The 23,028-nt window shown below is 71.0% G+C and carries 21 protein-coding genes; 12 read left to right on the top strand and 9 right to left on the bottom strand.

Features of this window, described 5'->3' with window-relative positions; translation table 11 throughout:
* Positions 1–25: 25 nt before the first annotated feature.
* From AB4Z18_RS05350 to AB4Z18_RS05340, 3 genes are all read left to right on the top strand, one after another.
* Positions 26–1,423, top strand: a complete 1,398-nt coding sequence (locus AB4Z18_RS05350; protein ID WP_441781657.1) for an L-serine ammonia-lyase — start codon at positions 26–28, stop codon at positions 1,421–1,423.
* A 64-nt stretch (positions 1,424–1,487) separates the two neighbouring features.
* Positions 1,488–2,492 carry a sulfurtransferase gene (locus AB4Z18_RS05345; RefSeq protein WP_441781656.1) on the top strand — a complete coding sequence of 335 codons (1,005 nt, stop codon included), beginning with the start codon at positions 1,488–1,490 and terminating at the stop codon, positions 2,490–2,492.
* Between the two features lie 66 nt (positions 2,493–2,558).
* A complete protein-coding gene (locus AB4Z18_RS05340; protein WP_441781655.1) occupies positions 2,559–3,047 on the top strand; it encodes a glutathione peroxidase in 489 nt (162 codons plus the stop codon).
* A gap of 46 nt (positions 3,048–3,093) precedes the next feature.
* Here the strand turns inward: AB4Z18_RS05340 and AB4Z18_RS05335 are convergent, their stop codons facing one another.
* On the bottom strand, positions 3,094–3,384 hold the full coding sequence (locus AB4Z18_RS05335; RefSeq protein WP_441781654.1) for a hypothetical protein: 291 nt from the start codon (positions 3,382–3,384) through the stop codon (positions 3,094–3,096).
* Between the two features lie 95 nt (positions 3,385–3,479).
* Here AB4Z18_RS05335 and AB4Z18_RS05330 point away from each other — a divergent pair, with 95 nt between their 5' ends.
* Positions 3,480–3,926 carry a TraR/DksA family transcriptional regulator gene (locus AB4Z18_RS05330; protein WP_441781653.1) on the top strand — a complete coding sequence of 149 codons (447 nt, stop codon included), beginning with the start codon at positions 3,480–3,482 and terminating at the stop codon, positions 3,924–3,926.
* Positions 3,927–3,967: 41 nt separating this feature from the next.
* Here AB4Z18_RS05330 and AB4Z18_RS05325 read toward each other — a convergent pair whose 3' ends face one another.
* Positions 3,968–6,943: a helix-turn-helix transcriptional regulator gene (locus tag AB4Z18_RS05325; RefSeq protein WP_441781652.1), complete on the bottom strand. Its 2,976-nt coding sequence runs from the start codon at positions 6,941–6,943 to the stop codon at positions 3,968–3,970.
* An 85-nt stretch (positions 6,944–7,028) separates the two neighbouring features.
* Entirely contained in the window at positions 7,029–7,271 is a 243-nt protein-coding gene (locus tag AB4Z18_RS05320) for a hypothetical protein (protein ID WP_441781651.1), read from the bottom strand.
* A gap of 137 nt (positions 7,272–7,408) precedes the next feature.
* On the opposite strand from AB4Z18_RS05320, the gene AB4Z18_RS05315 reads away from it, so the two are divergent.
* Both AB4Z18_RS05315 and AB4Z18_RS05310 read left to right on the top strand, forming a co-directional pair.
* Complete coding sequence (locus tag AB4Z18_RS05315; RefSeq protein WP_441781650.1) at positions 7,409–8,011, top strand: NADPH-dependent FMN reductase; 603 nt, start codon at positions 7,409–7,411, stop codon at positions 8,009–8,011.
* Positions 8,008–8,427: a WapI family immunity protein gene (locus tag AB4Z18_RS05310; protein ID WP_441781649.1), complete on the top strand. Its 420-nt coding sequence runs from the start codon at positions 8,008–8,010 to the stop codon at positions 8,425–8,427. The genes AB4Z18_RS05315 and AB4Z18_RS05310 overlap by 4 nt, the downstream gene beginning before the upstream one ends.
* Before the next feature lie 132 nt (positions 8,428–8,559).
* Here the strand turns inward: AB4Z18_RS05310 and AB4Z18_RS05305 are convergent, their stop codons facing one another.
* On the bottom strand, positions 8,560–9,591 hold the full coding sequence (locus AB4Z18_RS05305) for an aldo/keto reductase (protein WP_441781648.1): 1,032 nt from the start codon (positions 9,589–9,591) through the stop codon (positions 8,560–8,562).
* A 48-nt stretch (positions 9,592–9,639) separates the two neighbouring features.
* On the opposite strand from AB4Z18_RS05305, the gene AB4Z18_RS05300 reads away from it, so the two are divergent.
* Positions 9,640–10,143 carry a metallophosphoesterase family protein gene (locus tag AB4Z18_RS05300; RefSeq protein ID WP_441781647.1) on the top strand — a complete coding sequence of 168 codons (504 nt, stop codon included), beginning with the start codon at positions 9,640–9,642 and terminating at the stop codon, positions 10,141–10,143.
* Between the two features lie 3 nt (positions 10,144–10,146).
* On the opposite strand, the gene AB4Z18_RS05295 is transcribed toward AB4Z18_RS05300, so the two are convergent.
* The gene (locus tag AB4Z18_RS05295; protein ID WP_441781646.1) at positions 10,147–11,685 is read right to left on the bottom strand and encodes a DUF7059 domain-containing protein; all 1,539 of its coding nucleotides are present in this window, start codon (positions 11,683–11,685) and stop codon (positions 10,147–10,149) included.
* A 54-nt stretch (positions 11,686–11,739) separates the two neighbouring features.
* Between AB4Z18_RS05295 and AB4Z18_RS05290 the strand changes: the two genes are divergently transcribed.
* From AB4Z18_RS05290 to AB4Z18_RS05275, 4 genes are all read left to right on the top strand, one after another.
* Positions 11,740–12,015: an acylphosphatase gene (locus tag AB4Z18_RS05290; RefSeq protein WP_441781645.1), complete on the top strand. Its 276-nt coding sequence runs from the start codon at positions 11,740–11,742 to the stop codon at positions 12,013–12,015.
* A 30-nt stretch (positions 12,016–12,045) separates the two neighbouring features.
* The gene (locus AB4Z18_RS05285) at positions 12,046–12,939 is read left to right on the top strand and encodes an aminodeoxychorismate lyase (protein WP_441781644.1); all 894 of its coding nucleotides are present in this window, start codon (positions 12,046–12,048) and stop codon (positions 12,937–12,939) included.
* Positions 12,940–13,183: 244 nt separating this feature from the next.
* Complete coding sequence (locus AB4Z18_RS05280; protein WP_441781643.1) at positions 13,184–13,519, top strand: hypothetical protein; 336 nt, start codon at positions 13,184–13,186, stop codon at positions 13,517–13,519.
* 13 nt (positions 13,520–13,532) lie between these two features.
* Positions 13,533–14,144: a dihydrofolate reductase family protein gene (locus AB4Z18_RS05275; RefSeq protein ID WP_441781642.1), complete on the top strand. Its 612-nt coding sequence runs from the start codon at positions 13,533–13,535 to the stop codon at positions 14,142–14,144.
* On the opposite strand, the gene AB4Z18_RS05270 is transcribed toward AB4Z18_RS05275, so the two are convergent.
* The 4 genes from AB4Z18_RS05270 to AB4Z18_RS05255 are packed head-to-tail and all read right to left on the bottom strand — an operon-like array spanning position 14,122 to position 18,954.
* Complete coding sequence (locus tag AB4Z18_RS05270; protein WP_441781641.1) at positions 14,122–16,005, bottom strand: thioredoxin domain-containing protein; 1,884 nt, start codon at positions 16,003–16,005, stop codon at positions 14,122–14,124. The two genes, AB4Z18_RS05275 and AB4Z18_RS05270, sit on opposite strands and share 23 nt — an antisense overlap.
* A 44-nt stretch (positions 16,006–16,049) precedes the next feature.
* Positions 16,050–16,460 (bottom strand): hypothetical protein, encoded by a 411-nt coding sequence (locus AB4Z18_RS05265; RefSeq protein ID WP_441781640.1) that lies wholly within the window; start codon positions 16,458–16,460, stop codon positions 16,050–16,052.
* A 57-nt stretch (positions 16,461–16,517) separates the two neighbouring features.
* On the bottom strand, positions 16,518–17,351 hold the full coding sequence (locus AB4Z18_RS05260) for an aldo/keto reductase (protein ID WP_441781639.1): 834 nt from the start codon (positions 17,349–17,351) through the stop codon (positions 16,518–16,520).
* Between the two features lie 28 nt (positions 17,352–17,379).
* Entirely contained in the window at positions 17,380–18,954 is a 1,575-nt protein-coding gene (locus AB4Z18_RS05255; protein ID WP_441781638.1) for a long-chain-fatty-acid--CoA ligase, read from the bottom strand.
* Positions 18,955–19,076: 122 nt separating this feature from the next.
* Between AB4Z18_RS05255 and hrpA the strand changes: the two genes are divergently transcribed.
* Entirely contained in the window at positions 19,077–22,934 is a 3,858-nt protein-coding gene (gene hrpA / locus AB4Z18_RS05250) for an ATP-dependent RNA helicase HrpA (protein WP_441781637.1), read from the top strand.
* Positions 22,935–23,028: the final 94 nt, after the last annotated feature.

The following is a 23,028-nucleotide window of genomic DNA, read 5'->3' as shown; positions in this document are numbered from 1 at the left end:
GCCACCGGCGACATACACTGGAGAAGTGACAGCGTACGTCTCGGCCTTCGACCTGTTCTCGATCGGCATCGGTCCCTCGAGTTCGCACACGGTCGGCCCTCTGCGGGCGGCCGCCGCGTTCGCCGAACGCCTCGCCGGCCAGGGGACGGACGCCGGGATGCTCGACCGCGTCGACCAGGTCACCTGCACCCTCTACGGGTCATTGGGTTCGACCGGGATCGGCCACGGAACACCGGACGCCGTCATCGCCGGCCTCCGCGGACTCCAGCCGGAGACGTGCCGACCGGAGGACGTCCGCGGCGCCTGGTCTGACCTCGCCCCGGGCGCGGAGCTGCTGCTCGCCGGCCGCCGCCGTATCCCGCTGTCGAAGGACGACATCGCTTTCGAGCCGCGCACCCGCCTCCCCGGCCACCCCAACGCATTGACGCTGCGCGCCTGGGGTAGGGATGAGACCGGCGACCGGTCGCCGCTCCCCCTGCTGGAGGAGACCTATTACTCGATCGGCGGCGGCTTCATCCGGCGCGACGGCGAGGAGGCGGACCTCGCGGCGCGGCACGCGCATCCACTGCCCTACGACAGCGCCCAGGAGCTGATCGCGATCTGCGACCGGAACGGCATCCCGATCTGCGAAGTCGCACGACGCAACGAGGTGGCGCTGCACGGCGAGGACGCGACCCGCGAGCGGCTCGACCTGATCTGGGAGGCGATGGCCGAGTGCGTCGCCCGCGGCCTCCAAGGCGACGGCACCCTGCCCGGCGGTCTCGGCGTGTGGCGGCGGGCCGCAAAAATGCGGGAGCACCTGGAAGCGGTGCAGGACGACCCCGGTCGCGCGACCGCCCTAGAGTGGCTGCATGCCTTCGCCCTCGCCGTGAACGAGGAGAACGCGTCCGGCGGCCGGGTGGTCACCGCCCCGACCAACGGCGCGGCGGGCATCGTTCCCGCTGTCGCCCACTACTACCTGCGGTTCGTTCCCGGCGCGTCGCTGGAGGGCATCCGCCAGTACCTGCTGACGGCCACCGCGATCGGCTCGCTGTTCAAGGCCAACGCGTCCATCTCGGGTGCGGAAGGCGGCTGCCAGGCCGAGGTCGGCTCGGCCTGCGCCATGGCCGCCGGCGCGCTCTGCGCTGTGCTCGGCGGGACGCCGCGCCAGGTGGAGAACGCCGCAGAGATCGCGATGGAGCACCACCTTGGCCTCACCTGCGACCCGGTCGGCGGGCTCGTGCAGATCCCGTGCATCGAACGCAACGCGATCGCCTCTTCCACCGCCGTCTCCGCTGCACGCTTGGCGCTGCACGGCGACGGATCGCACCTGGTGTCGCTCGACACGGTCATCGAGACCATGCGCCAGACGGGGATGGACATGTCCACGAAGTACAAGGAGACGAGCGAAGGCGGGCTCGCCGTCAACGTCATCGAGTGCTGAGGCCGCGTTACGGCCCATTGCGGTCTCCGTTCCCGGCGTCGGAGGTCAACGTTAGCGTGAGCGGGTGACCACGACCGACCTCGTATCCGACGTCCCGCCCGACTCCGGCGCGCTGCGCGCTCCCGACCAGGACCTCGCCTCCGCCGCGCTGGCCGCCGCCCTCGACGGCCCCCTCGTGTCGACGCAGTGGCTGGCCGACCACCTGGGCGCCGACGGACTCGTCATCGTCGACGCGACGGTGGTGCCCTCCCGGTCGGCGGAAGGAGGTGCCGCCTACCGGAGCGGACTCGAGGAGTTCGTGACGGAGGGACACATCCCCGGCGCCGTGTTCGCGGAGGTGCTCGACCGGTTCAGCGACCCAGCGGGCCGCTTCCCGTTCACCCGGCCGGATGCGGACGCCTTCGCCGCAGCGACCGCAGAGCTCGGCATCCGGGCTGGCACGACGGTCGTGGTGTACGACGCGGCCGTTGGGCAGTGGGCCGCGCGATTGTGGTACCTCCTCCGCTCCTTCGGGCACGATCGCGTCGCCGTGCTCGACGGCGGCGCGGTGAAATGGCGCGCCGAGGGGCGTCCCGTCGAGCGGGGCCAAGTGGCAACCGCTGCCGCGACCGCTGGGACCGAAGGGCCCGGCAACGCCGATGAGGGCGCCTTCCTGCCGCGCGAACGACCCGGCTTCTGGGTGGAGACGGCGGATGTCGCAGCCATCGTCGCCGGCGTACGCACCGGCACACTGGTGTGCGGAACCCCTCCCCGCGATTTCGCCGCCCGTCACATCCCGGGCAGTGTCAGCGCTCCCGCCGTGCGGCTGGTGGATCGGGAGAGCAACGCCGTTCTCCCCGCGGCGGAGTTGCGTGCGGTCTTCGCCGACGTGCTGGAGGCGCCCGGGCCTATCGTCGCTTACTGCGGCGCAGGAATCGCCGCGGCCGCCGACGCGCTCGCCCTCGCGCTGCTCGGGAGGGACGACGTGCTGCTCTACGACGGTTCCCTCTCCGAGTGGACAGCGGACCCGGCCGCGCCCGTCGCCTCCGCCGTCTCCCCGTCGGTCTCGCCGTCCACCTCCGCCGCCTGAGCAGACCCCCAGGGAGCCGCCCAGACTCCTAGGCGGCTCGAAGCGAAGCGCAATACGCTCTCCATCATGACCGTGATGGACATCCCCTTCCACACCATCGATGGCGAGCAGACCACCCTCTCCGCATATGCGGGGCAGGTCATCCTCGTCGTCAATGTCGCCTCCCGGTGCGGGCTCGCACCCCAATACGAGAAGCTGGAGCAGCTGCAGAAGACCTATGGCGACCGCGGATTCACCGTGGTCGGCTTCCCGAGCAACCAGTTCCTCCAGGAACTCAGCTCCACCGACGCCATCAAGGAGTACTGCTCCACGACCTGGGGCGTCACGTTTCCGATGATGGAGAAGGTGCGCCTCAACGGGCGGAACGCCCATCCCCTCTACCAGGAGCTGACGAAGTCACCCGATGGTGAGGGCAAGGCGGGCCGGGTGAAGTGGAACTTCGAGAAGTTCGTCGTCACACCGGACGGCGCCGTGCACCGCTTCCGGCCGCAGACGGAGCCGGACGACCCGGCGATCGTCGGCCTCATCGAGGAGTCGCTGCCCGCGGCTGCGTGAGCTGCTGGCGCTGCCGCGATTCAGGCGCGTCGCTCAGGCGCGTCGCTCAGGCGCGGCGGAACCACCGTCCGCCGACCCGCTCGGTGAGCCGCCACGCGCCGGTGTCAGCGAGCGTGCGGATGCGCGCCACGGTGTGCTCGGCGACCCGGAATGCCGTGCGCGCCGAGTCCTCGGTGAACCGGATGGTGAGCCGCGCCTCGCCCGCGACGACGCCCACACTTGACGCCTCGACGACGGCGAGTTCACTGGTCGCCGCGGCGGCCGTGGGCTCGATCGTCGTGGGGTCCACTCCCGGGTGCAGGCGGCCGACGGCAACGATGACGCGGAAGGAGGGCACCCGCTGAGCCTACGCGCGTCGCGGCCGCAGATCCGGCCGGGCGGGCGTACCCTGACTCGATCAGATGCGGTCGGGGGATCGGAAGGGATGCACTGATGCAGGAAGCACGGATGGATGAGCGGATGCGGACAGACGAGCCGGAGACCGGCGAACTGACGGTTCTGAAGGACGTCGACGTCCTCACCGCCGAGGAGCGCCAGGAGCTTGAGGCCCTGCTGCACGAGCGGCGGCGCGGCGATGTCGCCGAGGCACAACGCATGGCGGAGTCGCTGGGTGTGCTGCTGGCGTCGCGGTCGGAGTCGACGGCGGACGACGAGCACGATCCGGAGGGTCCGACGCTGTCCTCCGAGTGGAGCCGGCTGCAGGCGCTGCGGTCGGATGCCGCGCACGACATCATTGCGGTGGACGCCGCCCTCGAACGCATGGCCCGCGGCACCTACGGGGTGTGCACGCGGTGCGGTGAGGCGATCGGCGTCGATCGGCTGCGAGCGCGGCCGACCGCCGAGTTCTGCATCCGCTGCGCGGTCGCCGTCGAGAGCTGACGCCGGCCGCCGCGCCCGCCTCGGCGGGGTCAGGGCGGGGGTCAGGCGATCGGACGGGACGCCCGGTACACCGCTTCCGTGCGACTCGACGCGCCGACTTTGCGCAGGATGCTGGACACGTGCACGCTCGCGGTCTTGGCGCTGATGTAGAGCCGCTCGCCGATCTGCTTGTTGCTGAGGCCCTGTTCGATGAGGGCGAGCACCTGTTCTTCGCGCTCGGTCAGCGGCTGGCCGTGCGCGGTCGCGGAGGCGGCCGAGCGGCCTGCGGGATGCGCGGACAAGTCGTCCGCCGCGGCCACCAGGACGCGAATTCCTCCCGTCTCGGCCAGCGCGCGAGCTTGGGTGACGAGCACGTCGGCCCGCGAGCGGTCGCCCGCCGCCAGCGCGACCCGGGCCGCCCGCAGCAGGGCATACGGGTGCAGGTGCACAGGCGCGAGGGCGTCGGCAGTATCGACGGCGGCGCGCTCCCAGGCAGCGACGGCCTCGGCGAAACGCTCGGCGCGGTCGGCACGGTCACCACTCTCGGACCTCGCCGCCACCGCCGCTCGGGCGGTTGCGAGCTCTGCCTCGATCACCGGCGACCAGACGCGCGCGGTCGGCCAGTCGCGGAGCGGCTCGAGCACCTCCGTGAGCCGTTGCACCTCGGCGGGCACATCGAGCGCCCGGCCGTCGGCCGTAGCATCCCGCATCGCCAGTTCGGTCAGCGCTCGTGCTGCGGATGCCAGCACGGGGAGGTCGTAGCCGGGTAGTGACCGGAACGGCGGCGCGCCGATTCCGCGCGTCTCCGCCCACGCACGCTCGAAGTCGCCGAGGGCGATCGCCACCTCGGCGGTGGCGCGCGCCACCGCCAGCCGTGTCTGCTGCTCGAGTTCGGCGAGTGCCCGAAGTGCCGTGCGCATCCTTCGCAGCAAGGCGTCGGCCCGCTGCGGCTCGCCGTGCCAGACCCACAGACGGGCGCGCTGCAGCTGTGCGGTGACACCGGTGCGGTCGTCGGAGCCGAGCGCGATCCTCAGCATCTCCTCCGCGCGGTCGAACTGCCCGAGGGCGATCAGCGGCTCGGCCGTGTTGGCCGCAAGCCACACACCGGAGGTGCGCTCCACGCCGCGCTCGCGGGCGCGCGCGACGCCGGATTCGGCGAGGCGGACCGCCGCCGCGTACTGGCCGACCGAATTGAACGCGTCCGATGCATTGACCGCGTACCGCAGGGTCGCTCCGGCATCCCCCGCCGCGAGCTCCCCGGCGATCTCGAACTCGCCGAACCCTTCCTCGATCTGCCCGTATTCGATGAGCGAGGCGGCCAGGATGTTGTGCGCCACCGAACGCATCGGCGGCGCCGCCTGCTCCGCTTCGGCGATGGCTGCGCGCGCCGTGTCGATTGCAGAGCCGAAGGTGCCCGCCAGCATCCGCTGTGCCGCCAGCTCGGTCAGCAGGTGCGGCCGCAGCGGGTCGCCCGCGGGCACGGCGCCGGGCGGCACCAGCTCGAGCGCCTGCTCCAGCAGGTCGGCACTCCCCGGACGGTTGAGGTTGGCGAGGTACTGCCCCTTGTCACGGAGCAGCCGCGCCCGGCGCGACGGCGCGAGCTCGTCGGCCTCGGCCAGCGCCACCTCGACGAGGGCGAGCGCCCGCTCACTGTTGCCGGCGTTCCGCAGCGCCGACGCGGTCTTCGCGATCACGGCGACGCGGTCGCGGCCGCTGAGCTGCTCCGCATCCGGAACGCTGTCCCAGAGCTCCAGCACGCGATCGCCCATCGCGGCGGCGGTCGCGTAGGCGTACGAACGTCGCGCCTCCTCCATGGCCTCCACCGAGGCGACGAACGCGCGGCGCAGGTCGTGCGCAGCCAGCCAGTGCGCCGACAGCTGCACGGCGGAGCGCTGCGGGCTCGCCTCCAGCGCCTCCGCATACCGGGTGTGGAAACGCGTGCGCTCACCGGGCAGCAGGTCGGCGTGGATGGCCTCGCGCACCAGCGCGTGCCGGAACGAGTACTCGGTGGAGTCGGCCGAGAGCAGGTTCGCCATGACGGCCTCCCGAGCCGCGGCATCCAGCTCGTCGGGCGTGCCCTCGAAGACCGCCGCGAGCAGCTCGTGCGTCACGCAGACGCCGCCGGCCGCGAGCACGCGCAACAGCCGCTGCGCCGGATCGCTGAGCCGCTCGAATCGCGCCAGCACCAGCTCGCGCAAGGTCTCGGGCAGATCATCGCCGGAGCGCAGGCCGTCGATGCCCACGAGCTCCTCGACGAAGAACGGGACGCCCTCGCTGAGCTCCGTCACCCGCTGCAACGACTCCTCGTCCGGCGTGCGCCCGAGCAGCTCCTCGACGAGCTCGCCGATCTGCTCCCGGTCGAGCCGGGCCAGCTCCCAGCGGGTCACCCGTCGCGTCCGGTCGAGTTCCGGCAGCCATGAACGGAGGATGTGACCCCGCGGCACTTCGTCGCTCCGATAGGTGAGGAGCACCAGCAACCGGCCGCCCTCCGCCATCCGCACGATGAACCGGAGCAGTTCGAGCGTCGACCGGTCGGCCCAGTGCAGGTCTTCGATCGCGAGGATCACCGGCCGCTCGGCGGACAACTTCTCGAGCAGCACCGTGACCAGTTCGTACAGCCTCTCAGCGCCGGTCCGCGGCGGAACAGCCGACTCGTCGGCGAGTTCGGGCAGCAGGGCCGACAGCACTCCCGCGCCCGAGCCGGCCGCATCCAGGACCCGCTCCAGCCCCACCGTCTGGATGAGCCGGCGCAGCACCGCCGCGAACGGTGCGTACGGCGCCCCGTCGTCTCCCAGGTCGACGCACCTGCCCACGAGCACGATCGCCGCCGACTCCTCTTCGGCGCCTGACCCGTGATCGGACAGCGACTCCTGCGCCGCCAGGAACTCCTCGAGGACGCGGGACTTGCCGATCCCCGCTTCTCCCCCGATCACCACGGCCTGCGGGTCGCCCGACGCGGCCGTGCGAAGCGCTGCGCTCAGCGCTTCGAGGTCGGACTCCCGCCCGACCAGTGTGGTGCTCGCCGCCGCTGCTCGCATGACTTCATCGTGCCACCGACCACCGACATTCGAGCGGTCCGAATCGGCGGCTTCGCGGCGAGCAGACGGCGCACCCCCGCCGCCCTTACCGGGCGGCGTGGGCGAGCTCCCGCTCGTACTCCGCACCCTCCACGACGGCAGCCGCGACAGGGCGCTCCGCAGCGGGCTGCACCCCGCCCGCCCTCTCGGCGACCGCGCGCATCCGCCGTGCCGCCGACCGAAGCCACCGGCCGTGCTCCTCCACCTGCCGCGCCTGCTCGCGCTCGCGCTCCTGGCGAACCGCGTCCCCTGCACCAACTCGGAAATCAACGAATTCCTCGAACATCATCTTCCCGCTCCCTCTCCTGCGATGACCTCAGACTGCTCGCTAAGGCCCCCACCGGACATCGGGAAGATGCCCTATTCCGGCCCTTCCTTTACCCACCACCACCTCAGGGCTTCACACTCCGCACGGCGCGGGGCAGCATGGCACCCATGGCGACCATCAACGAACTCCAGCCCCCGTACGCGGTCGGTTACTTCGTGGGCAGTCTGTCCGCGACGTCGGTCAACCGCACGCTCTCCCGGGCGCTCCTGAAACTCGCGCCGTCCGACCTCACCTTCACCGAGATCCCCATCGGCGGCCTTCCCCTCTACAACCGCGACCTCGACGGCGACTTCCCGCCCGAGGCGCGCGAATTCAAAGCGCTGATCGCCCAGCAGGATGCGCTGCTCTTCATCACGCCCGAGTACAACCGGTCCATCCCGGGCGCGTTGAAGAACGCGATCGACTGGGCCAGCCGGCCGTACGGCGAGAACGTCATCGCGCGGAAGGCGACGGCCGTGATCGGCGCCTCCCCCGGCCAGATCGGGACGGCGGTCGGGCAGCAGCACCTGCGCAGCATCCTGAGCTTCCTGCAGGCGCCGCAGATGAACGCACCGGAGGCGTACATCTGGATGCGGCCCGGCCTCATCGAGGAGGACGGCACGGTCACCGATCCCGGCACGGAGGAGTTCCTCCGCAGTTACATGAATGCGTTCTTCGAGTACATCGAGCGCGTGCTGACGGTGGTGCCGAGCGCATCGTGAGACTGCAGGACGAGGGAGGTGGGCGCGGCGTCGAGCTGCGGCCGTCGGCGCGCGACGCGGACGGCGACCGCGTGGTCGTCGAGGCGGCGGTCGACGACGGCGACCGGCGCTGGACCCTCAGCGAGGCCTGCCTGACCTGGACGGAGGCGCGCGACCTCGCCGCGTGGCTGGCCGGGATCGCCGAGGACGCGACAGCAGGGGCCGACGAATGGACCTCGCTCACCTTCGCTTCGAACGCCCTCTCGATGAGTGGCCACCGCATCCCGGGCGGCACCGTGGAGCTGCGGATCGCGCTGCTCCGGATGGTCGCGGCGGCCGATCGCACCGCCGACGTTGTCGTCGGCTTACGCGCTCCGCAGGAGGAGGTCACCGCCGCAGCGCGCGACCTCCTCCGCGAGCTCGACGCGCTGCGCTAGCGACCGCCCTGTTCTAACCTCCGCCTTGGCGCCTCCCTGCCTCATTTCCGTCGAGTTGTCACAACACGCCGTCACGCGGGTGGACGCGACGGCGTGTTGTGTCAACTGGATGGGCGGATGGGCGGACCGCCGCTAGCGACCGCCCTCCCTCTTGCGGTGCCGCTGCTGCACGGCCTGCTCGCCGTACGGGTAGATGTCCGTGTGCGGGCTGCTCGCCTCATCCAGCCGCTCGCGCTGCGCGTCCGTGAGTTCTAGGTCGGCCGCGCCGAGGTTGTCCACCAGCTGCTCGACCGTCCGTGCGCCGAGAATGACCGAGGTCACCGCCGGGCGGTCGCTCAGCCAGGCCAGCGACACCTGCGACGCCGACGCGCCGGTCTCCTGGGCCACCGCATCCACGGCGTCGATGATCTCCCACGTGCGCGGATCGGCGTTGCGCGCCTCCCACGCCTCCATCCCGCGGGTCGGATTCTCGCCGAGGCGCGTCGCGCCGGTCGGCGGCTCGTCGCGGCGGTACTTCCCGCTCAGCCAACCACCGGCGAGCGGCGACCACGGCAGCAGCCCGACGCCCCCATCCAGTGCCGCCGGCACCACTTCGTGCTCGATGCCGCGCACGATCAGGCTGTACTGCGGCTGCAGCGTGACCGGCGGCGCCCAGCCCTCGGCACGCGCGACCTGCACCGCCTTCGTCAGCTGCCAGCCGAGGTAGTTGGAGAAGCCGTAGTACGAGATCTTGCCCGCCGTCACGGCGTCGTCGAGGAACCGCAGGGTCTCCTCGATCGGCGTGAGGGCATCCCACGCGTGCATCTGGTAGAGGTCGATGTGGTCGACACCGAGCCGGCGGAGGGATGCGTCGAGCGCGTAGCGCAGGTGCGTCCGCGACAGCCCGAGCTGGTTGGGCTCGTCGCCCATCGGGAACCGCCCCTTGGTCGCGATGACGACCTCCTCCCGACGGCCGGGGTTGCGGGCGAGCCACCGGCCGATGATCGACTCCGAGGTGCCTGCGCTATATACGTCGGCGGTGTCGATGAAGTTGCCACCGCCCTCCAGGTAGCGCTCCAGGATGGCGTGCGAAGTCTGCTCGTCGGCCTCCGCGCCGAAGGTCATGGTGCCGAGGGCGAACTCCGACACGATCGTTCCACTGTTTCCGAGGTTGCGTAGATCCATAGCGCGAAAAGTAGCCCCGTCCCGACGGTTTGCGTACTGTGTGCCTTCGTGAAGCTGCTTCTGATCTCCGACACGCACGTCCCGAAGCGCGCCCGGTCGCTGCCCGCGCAGGTGCTCGCGGCGGTGGATGCGGCCGATGTCGTCATCCACGCCGGGGACTGGGTGGATGCGGCGACGCTCGACCTGCTGGAGGAGCGTTCGCGGCGTCTGATCGGCGTCTACGGGAACAACGACGGCCCGGAGCTGCGCCGCCGGCTGCCGGAGGTCGCCCGGGTCGAGCTCGGAGGCGTGCGGTTCGCGGTCATCCACGAGACGGGGTCTGCGACCGGGCGGGAGGCGCGGTGCGAGCGCGAGTTCCCTGACGTCGACGTGCTCGTGTTCGGGCACTCGCACATTCCGTGGGACACCGTCTCGCCGCGCGGCCTGCGCCTCCTCAACCCCGGCTCGCCGACCGACCGCCGTCGGCAGCCGGTCGGCACCTATCTCACCGCGGAGGTCGTCGACGGGCTAATGGATGCGGTCACGCTCGTCCCCGTCGACCGCGGCCTCTGACCCCTACCCCCGCAGGAACCCGTCCACGAGGAGGCCGCGCACCGCGGTGAGCAGCTCGCGCCGGAGCGCATCCTCATCCACCTCCAGCAGCTGGGCGAGGGCTGCCGCGATCGCGCCGACCGAGAGCTCGCCGTCGCAGGCGCCGACCAGCGCCGCGAGCCCTGTGTCCGCCGAAACGACCCGGCCGAAGCCGCCACCCTGCCGCAGCAGGATCGCCGTCGGCGAGTCGGCGCCCGGCCAGAGGTGCCGCTCCTCGGTGACGTCGCCCGCGACCACCGGCCGCAGCCGGGCGAGCTCGTCGTCCTCCAGCGCCGCCTGGAGGTCGTGGGCGGCCAGCGCCTCCCCCAGGTGCACGCCGAGTCCCGCCTCGTTGGCTCCGAGCGATCCGTGCAGCCGCTCGAACCGGCGCAGCGTCGGGATGCCCGTCGCCACGCCCGCAGGGCGTCGGAGGAGGAGGTAGCCGAAACCGACCGACTGCACATCCCGCCGCTCGAAGTCGTCGAGCCACGCGCCCATCAACTGCTCGAACTCCGGCGTGCCGTGCCGCGTGCCGCCGTCGCGGATCCACGTCTCCGAGTAGCGCACCGCGTCCTCGACGTCGCGCTCGATCACCCAGGCGTCGAGCGGCGCCGGGGACGCATCCACCCAGTCGCGGACCCGCTCGAGCCCGTCGCCCGCGCCGCGGTACTCCCAGTTGCCGAGCAGCTGCGCGACCCCGCCAGGCGCGAGGTGCTCGCCGCAGCCGCTCACGAACGAGGCGACCAGGGCGTCGCCGACCATGCCGCCGTCGCGGTACTCGTAGGCGGGAACGCCCTCGACGCGCGGCGTGATCACGAACGGCGGGTTGGACACGATGTGGTCGAAACGCTCCCCCGCCACCGGCTCGAACATGCTGCCGAGCCGCAGCTCGACGCCGTCGATCTCGTTCAGGGCGAGGTTCAGGGCGGCGAGCCGCAGGGCGCGCGGCGAGATGTCGGTCGCGACGACCCGGCGGGCGTGCCGGGCGGCGTGCATCGCCTGGATGCCGCATCCCGTCCCCAGGTCGAGCGCCGTGTCGACCGGCGTCTGCAGCATCAGGCCGCTGAGGGTCAGGGAGGCGCCGCCGACGCCGAGGACGTGGTCCTCGGGGAGCGCATGCCCGAGCGCCAACTCGCCGAGGTCGGAGACGATCCACCACTCGGCGGGGCCCGCGGCATCCACGAAACCGTATGGACGGAGGTCGATGGCCGGAGCAGCGGTGCCGGTGCTCTCGTCGAGCGTCAGGAGACCGAGCTCGATCGCGCCGGCGACGCCCAGGGCCGGCAGCGCCGCGGCCGCCTCCGCCTGCGGCACCGGCCGGCCGAGCACGAACAGCCGCGCGAGGGTCGCCAACGCCGACGGCTCGCGCCGCGCGAGCGCACGCTCGGCCGGGGTCCGCTGCCCCCGGTGCAGCGCCTCCGCCGCCTCCTCGCCCCACAGTGCGGTCAGCGCGTCGACGGTCAGCCCGGCCCCGATCAGGTCGGACCGGAGGTCGGGGATGCGTTCGGCGGCCGGTGCGGTCATCCCTCCATTGAAGCGCATGCGCCCCCGGACGGATGCGGGGAGCACAATGGGCGTGTGATCCGTAGGAGAGCGATCGTGACCGGTGGCGTGCAGGGTGTCGGCTTCCGCTGGGGCGCGCGGGAGGCCGCGCAGCGCCTGGGGGTGACGGGATGGGCCCGCAACCGCCTCGACGGAAGCGTCGAGGTCGAGCTGGAGGGCCCACCGGAGCAGGTCGACCGGATGCTGGACTGGCTGCGCACCGGGCCGCCCGGGGCTGCGGTGACGGCCCTCGAGGTCTCCGACCTCCCCCCGACCGGCGACGACGCCTTCCGCATCCACGAAAGCGCCTGACCCGCATCCCTTCGGGGCAGAATGGGAGCCATGACGCGCGCGACTCTGCTGACCATCACCACTCCGACCGGGACGCCGGAGGCGGGCGACCCCGGCTTCGTGGTCTCCGACTTCGCCACGCCGCAGGTGCGCGTCACCGACCTGTCCGTCACCCGCGGCGATGGCGTGTTCGAGACCATCGCTGTCATCGACGGGCACCCGCAGGCGCTCGAGCCGCACCTGGCCCGTCTCGCCCACTCGGCCGAGCTTCTCGACCTTCCGGCGCCCGCGCTCGACGTCTGGCGGGAGGCGGTGCGCGCCGGTGTCGCCGACTACCTGACGCGCAACGGCGGCGGGGATGCGGAACTCTACGCGAAGCTGATCTACAGCCGCGGCGTCGAGGGGTCGAACCGGCCCAGCGGCTGGCTGTTCGTCGACCTCGGCGAGGACTTCTCGCAGGCGCGACTCGGCATCCGCGTCGTCGCGCTCGACCGGGGCGTCCGCCACGATGTCGCCGCGACCTCCCCGTGGCTGCTCGCCGGCGCGAAGACCCTCTCGTATGCGGTCAACCGTGCCGCGCAGCGCGAGGCCGTCCGCCGCGGAGCGGACGACGTGCTGTTCGTGAGCAGCGACGGCTTCGCCCTCGAGGGCCCGACCTCGAACGTCGTGACCCTGAAGGACGGCGTGGTGCGCACCCCCGACATCGATCAGGGCATCCTCGCCGGCACAACACAGGCCGCGGTGTTCGACTTCTTCACCACGCGCGGGTTGCGCACCGAGTTCGCCCCGCTCACCCTCGACGACGTGATCGCCGCCGACGCGATCTGGCTGGTCTCCAGCGTCCGTCAGGCCGCCCCGGTCACGCACCTCGACGACCGCGAGTACCCGGTGGATGCGGCACTCACCGCCGACCTGAACGCGTACCTCCTCGCACGCACGGAATGACCCCGGCGTAGCGCGCTGCCGGCACGAGTGTGGCGCCGGGATGACGCCGGGCCGCTCGCAGGACGTCGCCGCGATGTCACCGCGGCGACGCCCAGACGACACCCAGGCGACACCTTAGACGAATCGTTGCACCCCGATTCGCGCCGTGTCGGCGGCAGCGCCTAGGCTGTACGCACCGCGCGGGCGACGGAGCCCGGGCGTACGGCGCAGAGCCCGTCCACGACCCGGGGAAGGAGGGCGCGAGATGACCCATCAGGTGCCCCGCAGCATCGAGTTGCTGCGCCAGCAGGCGCGCGACGAGCTCTCCGCGATCATCGAGCACCGCTGCCGCGCGGGCGAAGACCCCTGGCAGTTCATCCCCGACCTTCCGAGCGTCGACGAGCAGGTGGTCATCAGTCTCCGCGCGACCGCGATCGAAGCATTCGACCTGGCCGAGGAGCAATCGCGGGCTCACCACCCCTCCGCCGGACGCGACGTGTTCACGCGGTTCGAGTACGGAGTGCTGCGCCGCATCGCGCTCGAGCATCCCGAACTCAGCGAAGCGGTGTGGGGGATGCTCGACAAGGTCGAGCGCGCCTGACTACCCTGCGGGCATGGGAATCGTCACCGCGGACATCGGAATCTCGCTCGACGGCTTCGCCGCCGGCCCCAATCAGTCGCTCGAGCAGCCGATGGGTGAGGGCGTCGACGGGCGCCTGCACACGTGGATGTTCGAGTACGCCGACGCGCACACCGAGGAGATCGACGCCATCACGGCCGCCGGCGCCTACGTGATGGGCCGCAATATGTTCGGACCGGTTCGGCACGAGTGGCCCGCTCCCGGTGAGCCGCTCGGCGACTGGGCCGGCTGGTGGGGTGACGAGCCGCCGTACCATGCGCCTGTCTTCGTGCTGACCCACTACGAGCGGGAGCCGCTGGAGCTCACCGGGACGACCTTCATCTTCGTCACCGACGGCATCCACTCGGCAGTGGATCAGGCCCGCGCGCTTGCAGGAGATGCGGACGTGTCCATCGCCGGGGGCGCCGAGACCCTCAACCAGGCGCTCTGGGCGGGCGTCGTCGACGAGCTGAGGCTGCACATCGTCCCGATCACCCTCGGCGCCGGCGAGCGCGTCTTCGACCGCGTCCCGTCACTCGATATGCAGCTGGTGCGCGAGCGGGTGACCCCCGAGGTCGCCCACCTCACGTACCGCGTGCTGCACTGAGCTCCTGCGGGGTCGTCGCGGGGAGGCGGCAGACGAACTCGCGGCACAGGTAGGCGGTGGGCAGCCCGTCCCGCGTGGTGCGCCCCTCGAACAGCGTGAAGCCGTCGGCCGCCAGCGTCTCGGCCTGCCCCTCGGTGGCGAAGGCCACCAGTGCTGCGTTGTGCCGACGCGCCGCGGACACGAGGTCGGATGCGGACCCTGCGCTCTCGCGCCCCTCAACCCCCTCCGGAAGGACCACGACGAGCTGCTCCGCCTCCGCCGCAAGCCGCGACATCAGCGCGAGCGAGGTCCCGAACGCGCTCGGCACCCGGACCGCCTGAGCGGCGACCAGCCGCATCCCCTCGCGCGCGGCGCGCTCGTACCGCCGCTCGCCCGTCAGCAGGTACAGCGTGTGCGCCGCCTGCGCCATCGACGACAGGCCCGACGGGTAGGCGCCCTCCGACGGGTCGACGTGCACGGCGAGGCCCGTCGCTTCGAGCACCGGATCGCCACCTCCGGGCGTCTCGAACGGGCACGTGCCCTCGCCCGCGGCGTCGAGGCACAGGTCGACCAGGTCCCGAGCGGATGCGGCAGCCGAGGCGTCCCCGGCTGCGAGCGCCAGCTCCAGGAGTCCCGACGCCAGGCCGCCGTAATCCTCGAGCGTCGCGCCGGCCTCCGAACTCCGGTCGCCGAGCGAGGTGCGCAGCAGCGTCCCGTCGTCGCGCCGATGCCGGGTGAGCACCGCATCCGCCGCCTTCCGCGCCGCCGCCAGCCACGCCGGACGGTTCAGGATGCGACCGGCCCGGGACAGCGCGCCGATCGCGAAGCCGTTCCAGCCGGTCAGCACTTTCGCGTCGAGGGGAGGCGGATCGAGCTGCGCCCGCTCGGCGACCGGAAGCGTGTAGTACGTGCCCTCCACCCGGGCGCCGTCGATCGTGCTCTCGGAGTCCTGTGCTGAGGCGAACCCGCCGGACGGCTGTCGCAGCACGTCGAGCAGGAAGGAGGCGATCCCGTCTGCCGTGCGCTCCGCCCACTCTTCGCCGGTCTGTTGCCAGGCGCGCGCGTACGCATCGAGGAGGAGCGCGTTGTCGTACAGCATCCGCTCGTAGTGCGGCTCGCTCCAATCGCGTCTCGTCGCGTACCGGAAGAACCCGCCGTCGACCGGGTCGCGCAGCGGCGACTCGGCCATCCGGCGGAGCGTCCGCGCGGCGAGCTCGTGGCCGGAGGGCCGGGCCAGCAGGAAGTCGAGCGTCGGCGCCACCGGGAACTTCGGCGCGCCGCCGAAGCCCCCGAACTCGGGGTCCTCCGCCTCGGCCAGCTGGGCGACCGCCGCATCCAACTCAGCGCCGCCCGGAAGGTCCGACACGGAGGTGGCGGCCTCGGCGGCTGCGGCGAGCGCCGCCTGGACCTTCCCGGCGTCGGACTCCACCTCGGCGCGACGCACGGTCCACGCATCCCACACCGCATCGAGCACCTGCCGGAACGACGCGCGCCCGGCCACCGGCTGCGGCGGGAAGTAGGTGCCGGCGAAGAACGCCTTGCCATCGGGCGTCGCGAACACGGTGAGGGGCCAGCCGAGGTTGCCGGTGAACGCGCTCGCCGCCGATAGGTACGCGGCATCGACCTCGGGATGCTCCTCCCGGTCGACCTTGATCGCCACGAACCGCGCGTTCAGCTCGTCGGCCGTGACCGGGTCGCTGAAGCTCTCCCGCGCCATGACGTGGCACCAGTGGCAGGTGGCGTAGCCGATCGACACCATCACGGGCGCATCCCGTCGACGTGCCTCGGCGAACGCCTCGGCGCCCCACGGGAACCAGTCGACCGGGTTGTCCGCGTGCGCGCGCAGGTAGGGACTGATCGCGTCCGCGAGCCGATTCGCCATGGGCTCACCCTACGACCGGGGGCCCCGAACGGAACCCCGGGCGGTCAGCCGACCGTGTCCATCCCGCGCAGCCGCACCGACGAGTTCAGGTAGAAGGCGGCGAGCACGGCGTAGCTGAGGCACGAGATGGAGGGGATGAACGCGTCCTCCGGGTCGCTCGCCAGCGCGCCGACGCAGGAGATGAACGCGGCGACGGCGAGCCCACCGCCGATCCAGAAGCCGGCCGCCGGCCGCGCTGTCGCACGCCACCAGGGCCGCGGATCGGTGCGGTTCTCCTCCGCTCCCCGGAAGATGCGGACGCCGATGACGACGTAGGCGATGTTCAGCGCAGCGACGATCATCACGTCGAACGTCGGGTTCACCAGCCGGTTGAAGATGAAGACGTTCAGGATGAGGATGAGCGCGAACACGCCGACGACGTAGCTGATCTTCCCCGTGACCGTCGTGATCCTCACCCCACGAGCCTAGCTGGGAGGGCCGACATCGCTACGCCGCGCCCTCCCGGCCGGGTCTCAGTTGACCTCGTTCGGGTGCGCGCTGACGCGTCCTTCGCGCTCGAGCGAGCTGATCGCAGCAACTTCGTCGGCGGTGAGCTCGAAATCGAAGACGTCGAAGTTCTCGACCATGCGCTCCCGCCGGTTCGACTTCGGGAAGACGATGTTGCCGGTCTGCAAGTGCCAGCGGATGACGACCTGCGCTGGGGTCTTGCCGTGCGCGTCGGCGGCCTGCGACACCTCGGGCGTCTCGAACAGCGGGTACTTGCCCTGGCCGAGCGGTCCCCACGCCTCGATCTCGATGCCCTGCTCGCGCGAGAACGCGGTCACTTCCGGCTGCTGGTGCGCGGGGTGCAGCTCGATCTGGTTGACGGCCGGGACGATGCCGGTCTCCGCGAGCAGCTTCTGCAGGTGCGGCACCAGGAAGTTGGAGACGCCGATCGCCTTCGCCCGACCGCTCGCGTAGATCTTCTCCAGCGACTTCCAGGCCTGCACGAAGGTGTCCTTCTGCGGCGTCGGCCAGTGGATGAGGTACAGGTCGACATAGTCGAGCCCGAGCTTGCCGAGGGACTCCTCGAAGGCGGCCTCGGCATCCGTCTGGCGGTCGTTCCACAGCTTGGTGGTGACGAAGAGTTCATCGCGCGGGATGCCGGATCCGGCGATCGCGCGGCCGACGCCCTCCTCGTTGCCGTAGATGGCGGCGGTGTCGAGGTGGCGGTAGCCGACCTCGAGCGCGTCGGTCACGATCCGCGTCGTCTCGGCCGGGTCGACCTTGAAGACGCCGAATCCGAGCTGCGGGATGGTCGTCCCGTTGTTGAGGGTCAGGAGCGGGGTATTTGCGTGTGCAACCATATCCGCCACGGTACCAGGGGCACCCGGGTCAGCCGACCGGCTGTGCGCCCTCCGCCTCGAACCGCGCCACCAGTTCCCGCTTCAGTACCTTCCCGCTCGGACCGAGCGGCAGCGTCTCCAGGATCTCGACCCGCCGCGGGAACTTGTATGCCGCCACCTTCTCCTGCGCGAACACGACCAATTCGTCCGGATCGGCCTCGCTCCCGGGCATGAGGGTGACGACGGCCATGATCTCCTGCCCGTGCGTCTCGTGCGCCACTCCGAACACCGCCACCATCGCGACAGCCGGATGGGTGGACAGCACCTCCTCCACCTCCCGCGGGTACACGTTGTAGCCGTTGCGCACGATCATGTCCTTCTTGCGGTCGACGATCGTGATGTAGTCGTCGTCGCTCTTGGTGCCCAAGTCGCCGGTCCGGAACCAGCCGTCGACGACCGCCTCGGCGTTCGCCTCGGGCAGGTTCAGGTAGCCCTTCATCAGGTTGTGGCCGCGCACGACGATCTCACCCAGCTCGCCGCGCGGCAGCAGCTCGATTCTGTCGTCCACCTCGGCATCGGCGATCTCCACATCCACGCCCCAGATCGGCGTGCCGACCGTGCCGACGCGGGTCGGGCGTCCCCGGTGGTTGAAGGAGGCGACGGGCGAGGTCTCGGTGAGCCCGTATCCCTCGTGCACGTCGATCCCGTAGACCTCCTTCATGCGCTCGATGACGGCGACGGGGATGGCCGCGCCGCCGCTCATCCCGTAGCGCAGCGGCGGCCGCTCCGGGTTGCCCTTCGCCGCCTCCAGCAGGGCGATGTACATCGTCGGGACGCCTGTCATGATGGTGCACGCGTGCGCGTTGAGCAGCTCCAGCGCCGTCGCGCCGTCGAACTTCGGCACCAGCACCACGGCGGCGCCCGCTCGGAAGCCCATGTTCATCACGCAGGTCTGCCCGAACGTGTGGAACAGCGGGAGGCAGCCCAGGATGCGGTCGTCCGGCGTCAGGTCGAGTGTCCCCTGCAGGAGTACGTTGACCTGTTCCACCAGCGAGAAGTGGCAGCCCTCTGCGCCCTTCGGCTTGCCGGTCGTCCCGCTCGTGTACAGGATCGTCGCCGTGTCGAACGGATCGCGTGGAACGTACGTGTCGACCGGCTCGGTGACGGCGGCGAGGTCCTCCAGCCGCGGGAACGGCGCCTGCTGCACCATCGCATCCGGAACCAGCACCGACACGGTCGGGATGCCGGCGAGCCCCGCACCGGGGGCGCCCTCGCCGAGCAGCGGGGCCGCGCAGATCAGCAGCGACGCGTCGGAGTCCTTGAGGACGTAGGCGATCTCCTCCGCCTTCAGCAGTGCGTGCACCGGCACCACCACGCCTCCGAGGGCGAGCACGGCGTAGTAGGCCCGGGGGAAGTCGGGCACGTTCGGGAGCATCAGAGCGACCTTGTCGCCCGGCTCGACGCCGAGGTCGCGCAGCGCGCCTGCGTACCGCAGGGTCTGCTCCCAGAGTTCGCCGTACCGGATCTCCTGCCCGGCGAAGATCAGGGCGACACTGTCGGGCATTCGCTGCGCCGTCTCCGCCAGGATGCTCGCGACCGACATGGTGGCATAGCCGTGACTCATGGGTTCTCCTCGTCTCCATCGACGCCGGACCCTCTTTTTCGGGTTGAGGCGAACCTACGTCACCCGCGTGCGGAGGGCAACGCCCCCGGGTGGGGCGCGTTCGCGGATAGACTGGAGGGCTCATGTCGACCACCGCGACCCTCCCCCGCATCGTCTTCCCGCCCGAGCTGCCGGTCAGCCGGATGCGGGACGACATCGCGCGCGCCATCCGCGACAACCAGGTCGTGATCGTGGCGGGAGCGACCGGTTCCGGCAAGACGACGCAGCTCCCGAAGATCGCGCTGGAGCTCGGCCGCACCAGCATCGGGCACACGCAGCCCCGGCGCCTCGCCGCGCGCACGATCGCCGAGCGCATCGCCGAGGAGCTCGGGCAGTCGGTCGGCGAACTCGTCGGCTACCAGGTCCGCTTCACCGACAAGGTGTCGCGCGCCACCCGCATCAAGCTGATGACCGACGGCATCCTGCTCAACGAACTGCGCCGCGACCGGATGCTGCGGGCCTACGACACGATCATCATCGACGAGGCGCACGAGCGCAGCCTCAACATCGACTTCCTCCTCGGGTACCTGAAGCAGCTGCTGCCCCAGCGTCCCGACCTCAAGCTGATCATCACCTCGGCCACGATCGACCCGCAGAGCTTCGCCGAGCACTTCGCCTCGGCCGACGGCACGCCCGCGCCGATCATCGAGGTCTCCGGCCGCACATACCCGGTAGAGATCCGCTACCGGCCTCTCGTTGCGGAGGCGCTGGAGGACGACGAAGACGATCCCGACCCCATCCCTTCTGCCGACCGCGACTACCTGCAGGGCATCAACGACGCGCTCGACGAGCTGGCACGGGAGGCCGCAGGCGACGTCCTCGTCTTCCTCTCGGGTGAGAACGAGATCCGGGATGCGGCCGACGCCATCCGCGGCCGCAATCTGCCCGGAACCGAAGTGCTGCCGCTGTACGGCCGGCTCTCCTCCGCCGAGCAGCACCGCGTCTTCCAGCGGTCGGCCACGCCCGGCGTCCGGCGCCGCGTCGTGCTCGCCACGAACGTCGCCGAGACCAGCCTCACCGTGCCGGGCATCAAGTACGTGGTGGATGCGGGGACGGCGCGCATCAGCCGCTACAGCACGCGCGCGAAAGTGCAGCGTCTGCCGATCGAGGCCATCTCGCAGGCGAGCGCGAACCAGCGCTCGGGCCGGTCCGGCCGCACCAGCGACGGCATCGCCATCCGGCTGTACTCGGAGGAGGACTTCGCCAAGCGTCCGGAGTTCACCGAGCCCGAGATCCTGCGCACCAACCTCGCGGCCGTCATCCTGCAGATGATCTCGCTCGGGCTCGGCGACATCGCGGCCTTCCCGTTCCTCACCCCGCCCGACTCGCGCGGCATCAAGGACGGCCTCGACCTGCTGACTGAGTTGGGCGCGATCACCGTCGCGAAGAGCGGGAACGAGCTCACGAAGGTGGGGCGCCAGCTGGCGCAGCTGCCGATCGACCCGCGCTTCGCGCGCATGGTGGTCGAATCCAAGCGCCACAACACCTCCCGCGAGGTCATGGCCATCGTCGCTGGGCTCACGATCCAGGATCCGCGCGAACGCCCCGTCGAGCGTCGCGGCTCGGCCGACGAGAAGCACGCCCGTTTCGCTGACCCGACCAGCGACTTCCTCACTCTGCTGAACCTCTGGAACTACCTGGAGGAGCAGCAGAAGGAGCTGTCCTCGAGCGCCTTCCGACGGCTGTGCAAGGCCGAATTCCTCAACTTCCTGCGGGTGCGCGAATGGCAGGACGTCTACCGCCAGCTGCGGCAGCTCGCCAAGCCGCTCGGCCTGACGATCGGCGACCCGTCCGCGAACCCGGATGGCATCCACCGCTCTCTGCTCGCCGGCCTGCTCTCGCACATCGGGTTGAAGGATGTGCGCGAGTCAGGCAACAAGGGCGGGGCGCGCGGTGCACGTTTCTCGGAGTACCTCGGCGCGCGGCAGACCCGCTTCGTGATCTTCCCCGGCTCGACGCTGGCGAAGAAGCAGCCCAACGCGGTGATGAGCGCGGAACTCGTGGAGACGTCCCGGCTGTTCGCGCGGATGAACGCCTCCATCGAACCGGCCTGGGCGGAGCCGATCGCCGGCGACCTCTGCAAGCGCCAGTACAGCGAGCCGCACTGGGAGAAGAGCCAGGGATCGGTCGTCGCCTACGAGCGAGTGACCCTGTTCGGCGTGCCGATCATCCCGCGGCGCCGCGCCCAATACGCCCGGATCGACGCGGCACTGTCGCGCGAGCTGTTCATCCGGCACGCCCTCGTCGACGGCGAATGGGATTCGCACCAGGCGTTCGACCGCGCCAACCGCAAGCTGCGGGCCGAGCTGCGCGAGCTGGAGGAGCGGACGCGCCGCCGCGACATCCTCAACGACGACGAGGCCGTCTTCGAGTTCTACGATGCGCGCATCCCGACGGATGTGGTGTCGACCCGGTCGTTCGAGGGCTGGTGGAAGAAGGCCCGGCAGGAGACACCGGACCTGCTGACGATGACGCAGGAGGCGCTGCTCGACGAGGACGCCGCGGACGTCGACGAGGAGGCGTTCCCGCCGGTGTGGCGGCAGGGCGACCAGCGGCTCACCCTCCGCTACCGGTTCGAGCCGGGCGCGGAGGACGACGGCGTGACCGTACAGGTGCCGCTGCCGCTGCTCGCGGGGCTGCTGCCCGACGGCTTCGACTGGCAGGTGCCAGGCCTTCGGCAGGAGCTGGTCACCGCGCTCATCAAGTCGCTGCCGAAGGCGATCCGCCGCCAGGTCGTGCCCGCCGCCGACTGGGCGCAGAGGCTGCTCGGTGAGCTCTCCACAACCGCCGGGATGCGCGCCCACGAAGGCGAGCGTCCGGCCGGCTCCCTGGTGGACACGCTAGCCGCAACGATCTCGCGGCTGACCGGCTCCCGTGTGAGCGGCTCCGACTTCGACCTGGATCGGCTCCCCGCACACCTGCGGCCGACGTTCCAGGTCGTCGGGGAGCGCGGACGAACCCTCGCGAGCGGCAAAGACTTGGCCGCGCTACAGGACCGCCTCCGCTCACGCGCTCGCGACTCCGTCGCCGCCGTCGCCGAGGCCCGCACCCCGAACGCGCTGGAACGCACCGGGCTGACGACCTGGGACTTCGACGAACTCCCCCGGTTCCTCGACTCGACGCACACCGGCCCTGGCGGCACGAAGAACGTGATCCGCGCCTACCCGGCGCTCGTCGACGATGGCGCATCCGTCAGCATCCGGCTCATGGGCACGCCCGCCGAGCAGGCGGCAGCCATGCCCGGCGGGGTGCGCCGCTTGCTGCTCGCGAGCATCCCCTCGCCTGTCGCCTACGTGCAGCAGCATCTGACGTCGACCGAGAAGCTGACCCTCGCGGCGAGCCCCTATCCGAACACGAAAGCACTTTTCGACGACTGCCTCCTCGCGGTCGTCGACTCGGTGCTGTACCGGATGAAGCCGGACGGCCAGCTGTTCATGCGGGCGGAGTTCGAGGCGGTCCGCGACCGCGTGTCGGCGATCGTGATGGATGCGATGTTCGAGACGGTCGGGCTCGTCACGCGCATCCTCACCGCCGCCCGCGCCGCCGAGAAGGCGATCTCGGGAGTGACCGCGCTGACGTACCTCTCCGCGCTGAACGACGCGAAGGGGCAGCTGGGCGGTCTGGTCTACCCGGGGTTCGTCTCAGCAACGGGCCTCGAGCAGCTGCGTCAGCTTCCGCGGTACCTCGCGGGAATCTCCCTCCGGATGCAGGCCCTGCCGACGAACCCCGGACGCGACCGGGCGTGGCAGACGCAGGTGGAGACGGCCGTCGCGCTCTACACGGACGCCGGCGGGCGCATCCCGCTCGCTCCGGGATCCCCACCTGCTCTCGTGCACGCCCGGTGGATGCTCGAAGAGTTCCGCGTCTCGCTCTTCGCCCAGTCTCTCGGCACCGCCGAGTCGGTCTCCCTGCAGCGCATCCGCAAAGTCCTCGCCTCCTGACGCCCGGCTCCCAAGCCAACAGCTCCTGAGTTTTTTCCGCCATTTCGCGCCGGTTAGCCCGAAAAACTCAGGAGCTGATGGATTGGGATGCGGA

The sequence above is a fragment of the Leifsonia sp. 2TAF2 genome (assembly GCF_052115085.1).
Taxonomy (GTDB): domain Bacteria; phylum Actinomycetota; class Actinomycetes; order Actinomycetales; family Microbacteriaceae; genus Leifsonia.
The sequence above is the reverse complement of the archived record's forward strand: the minus strand, read 5'-3'. Positions and strand labels throughout refer to the sequence as shown.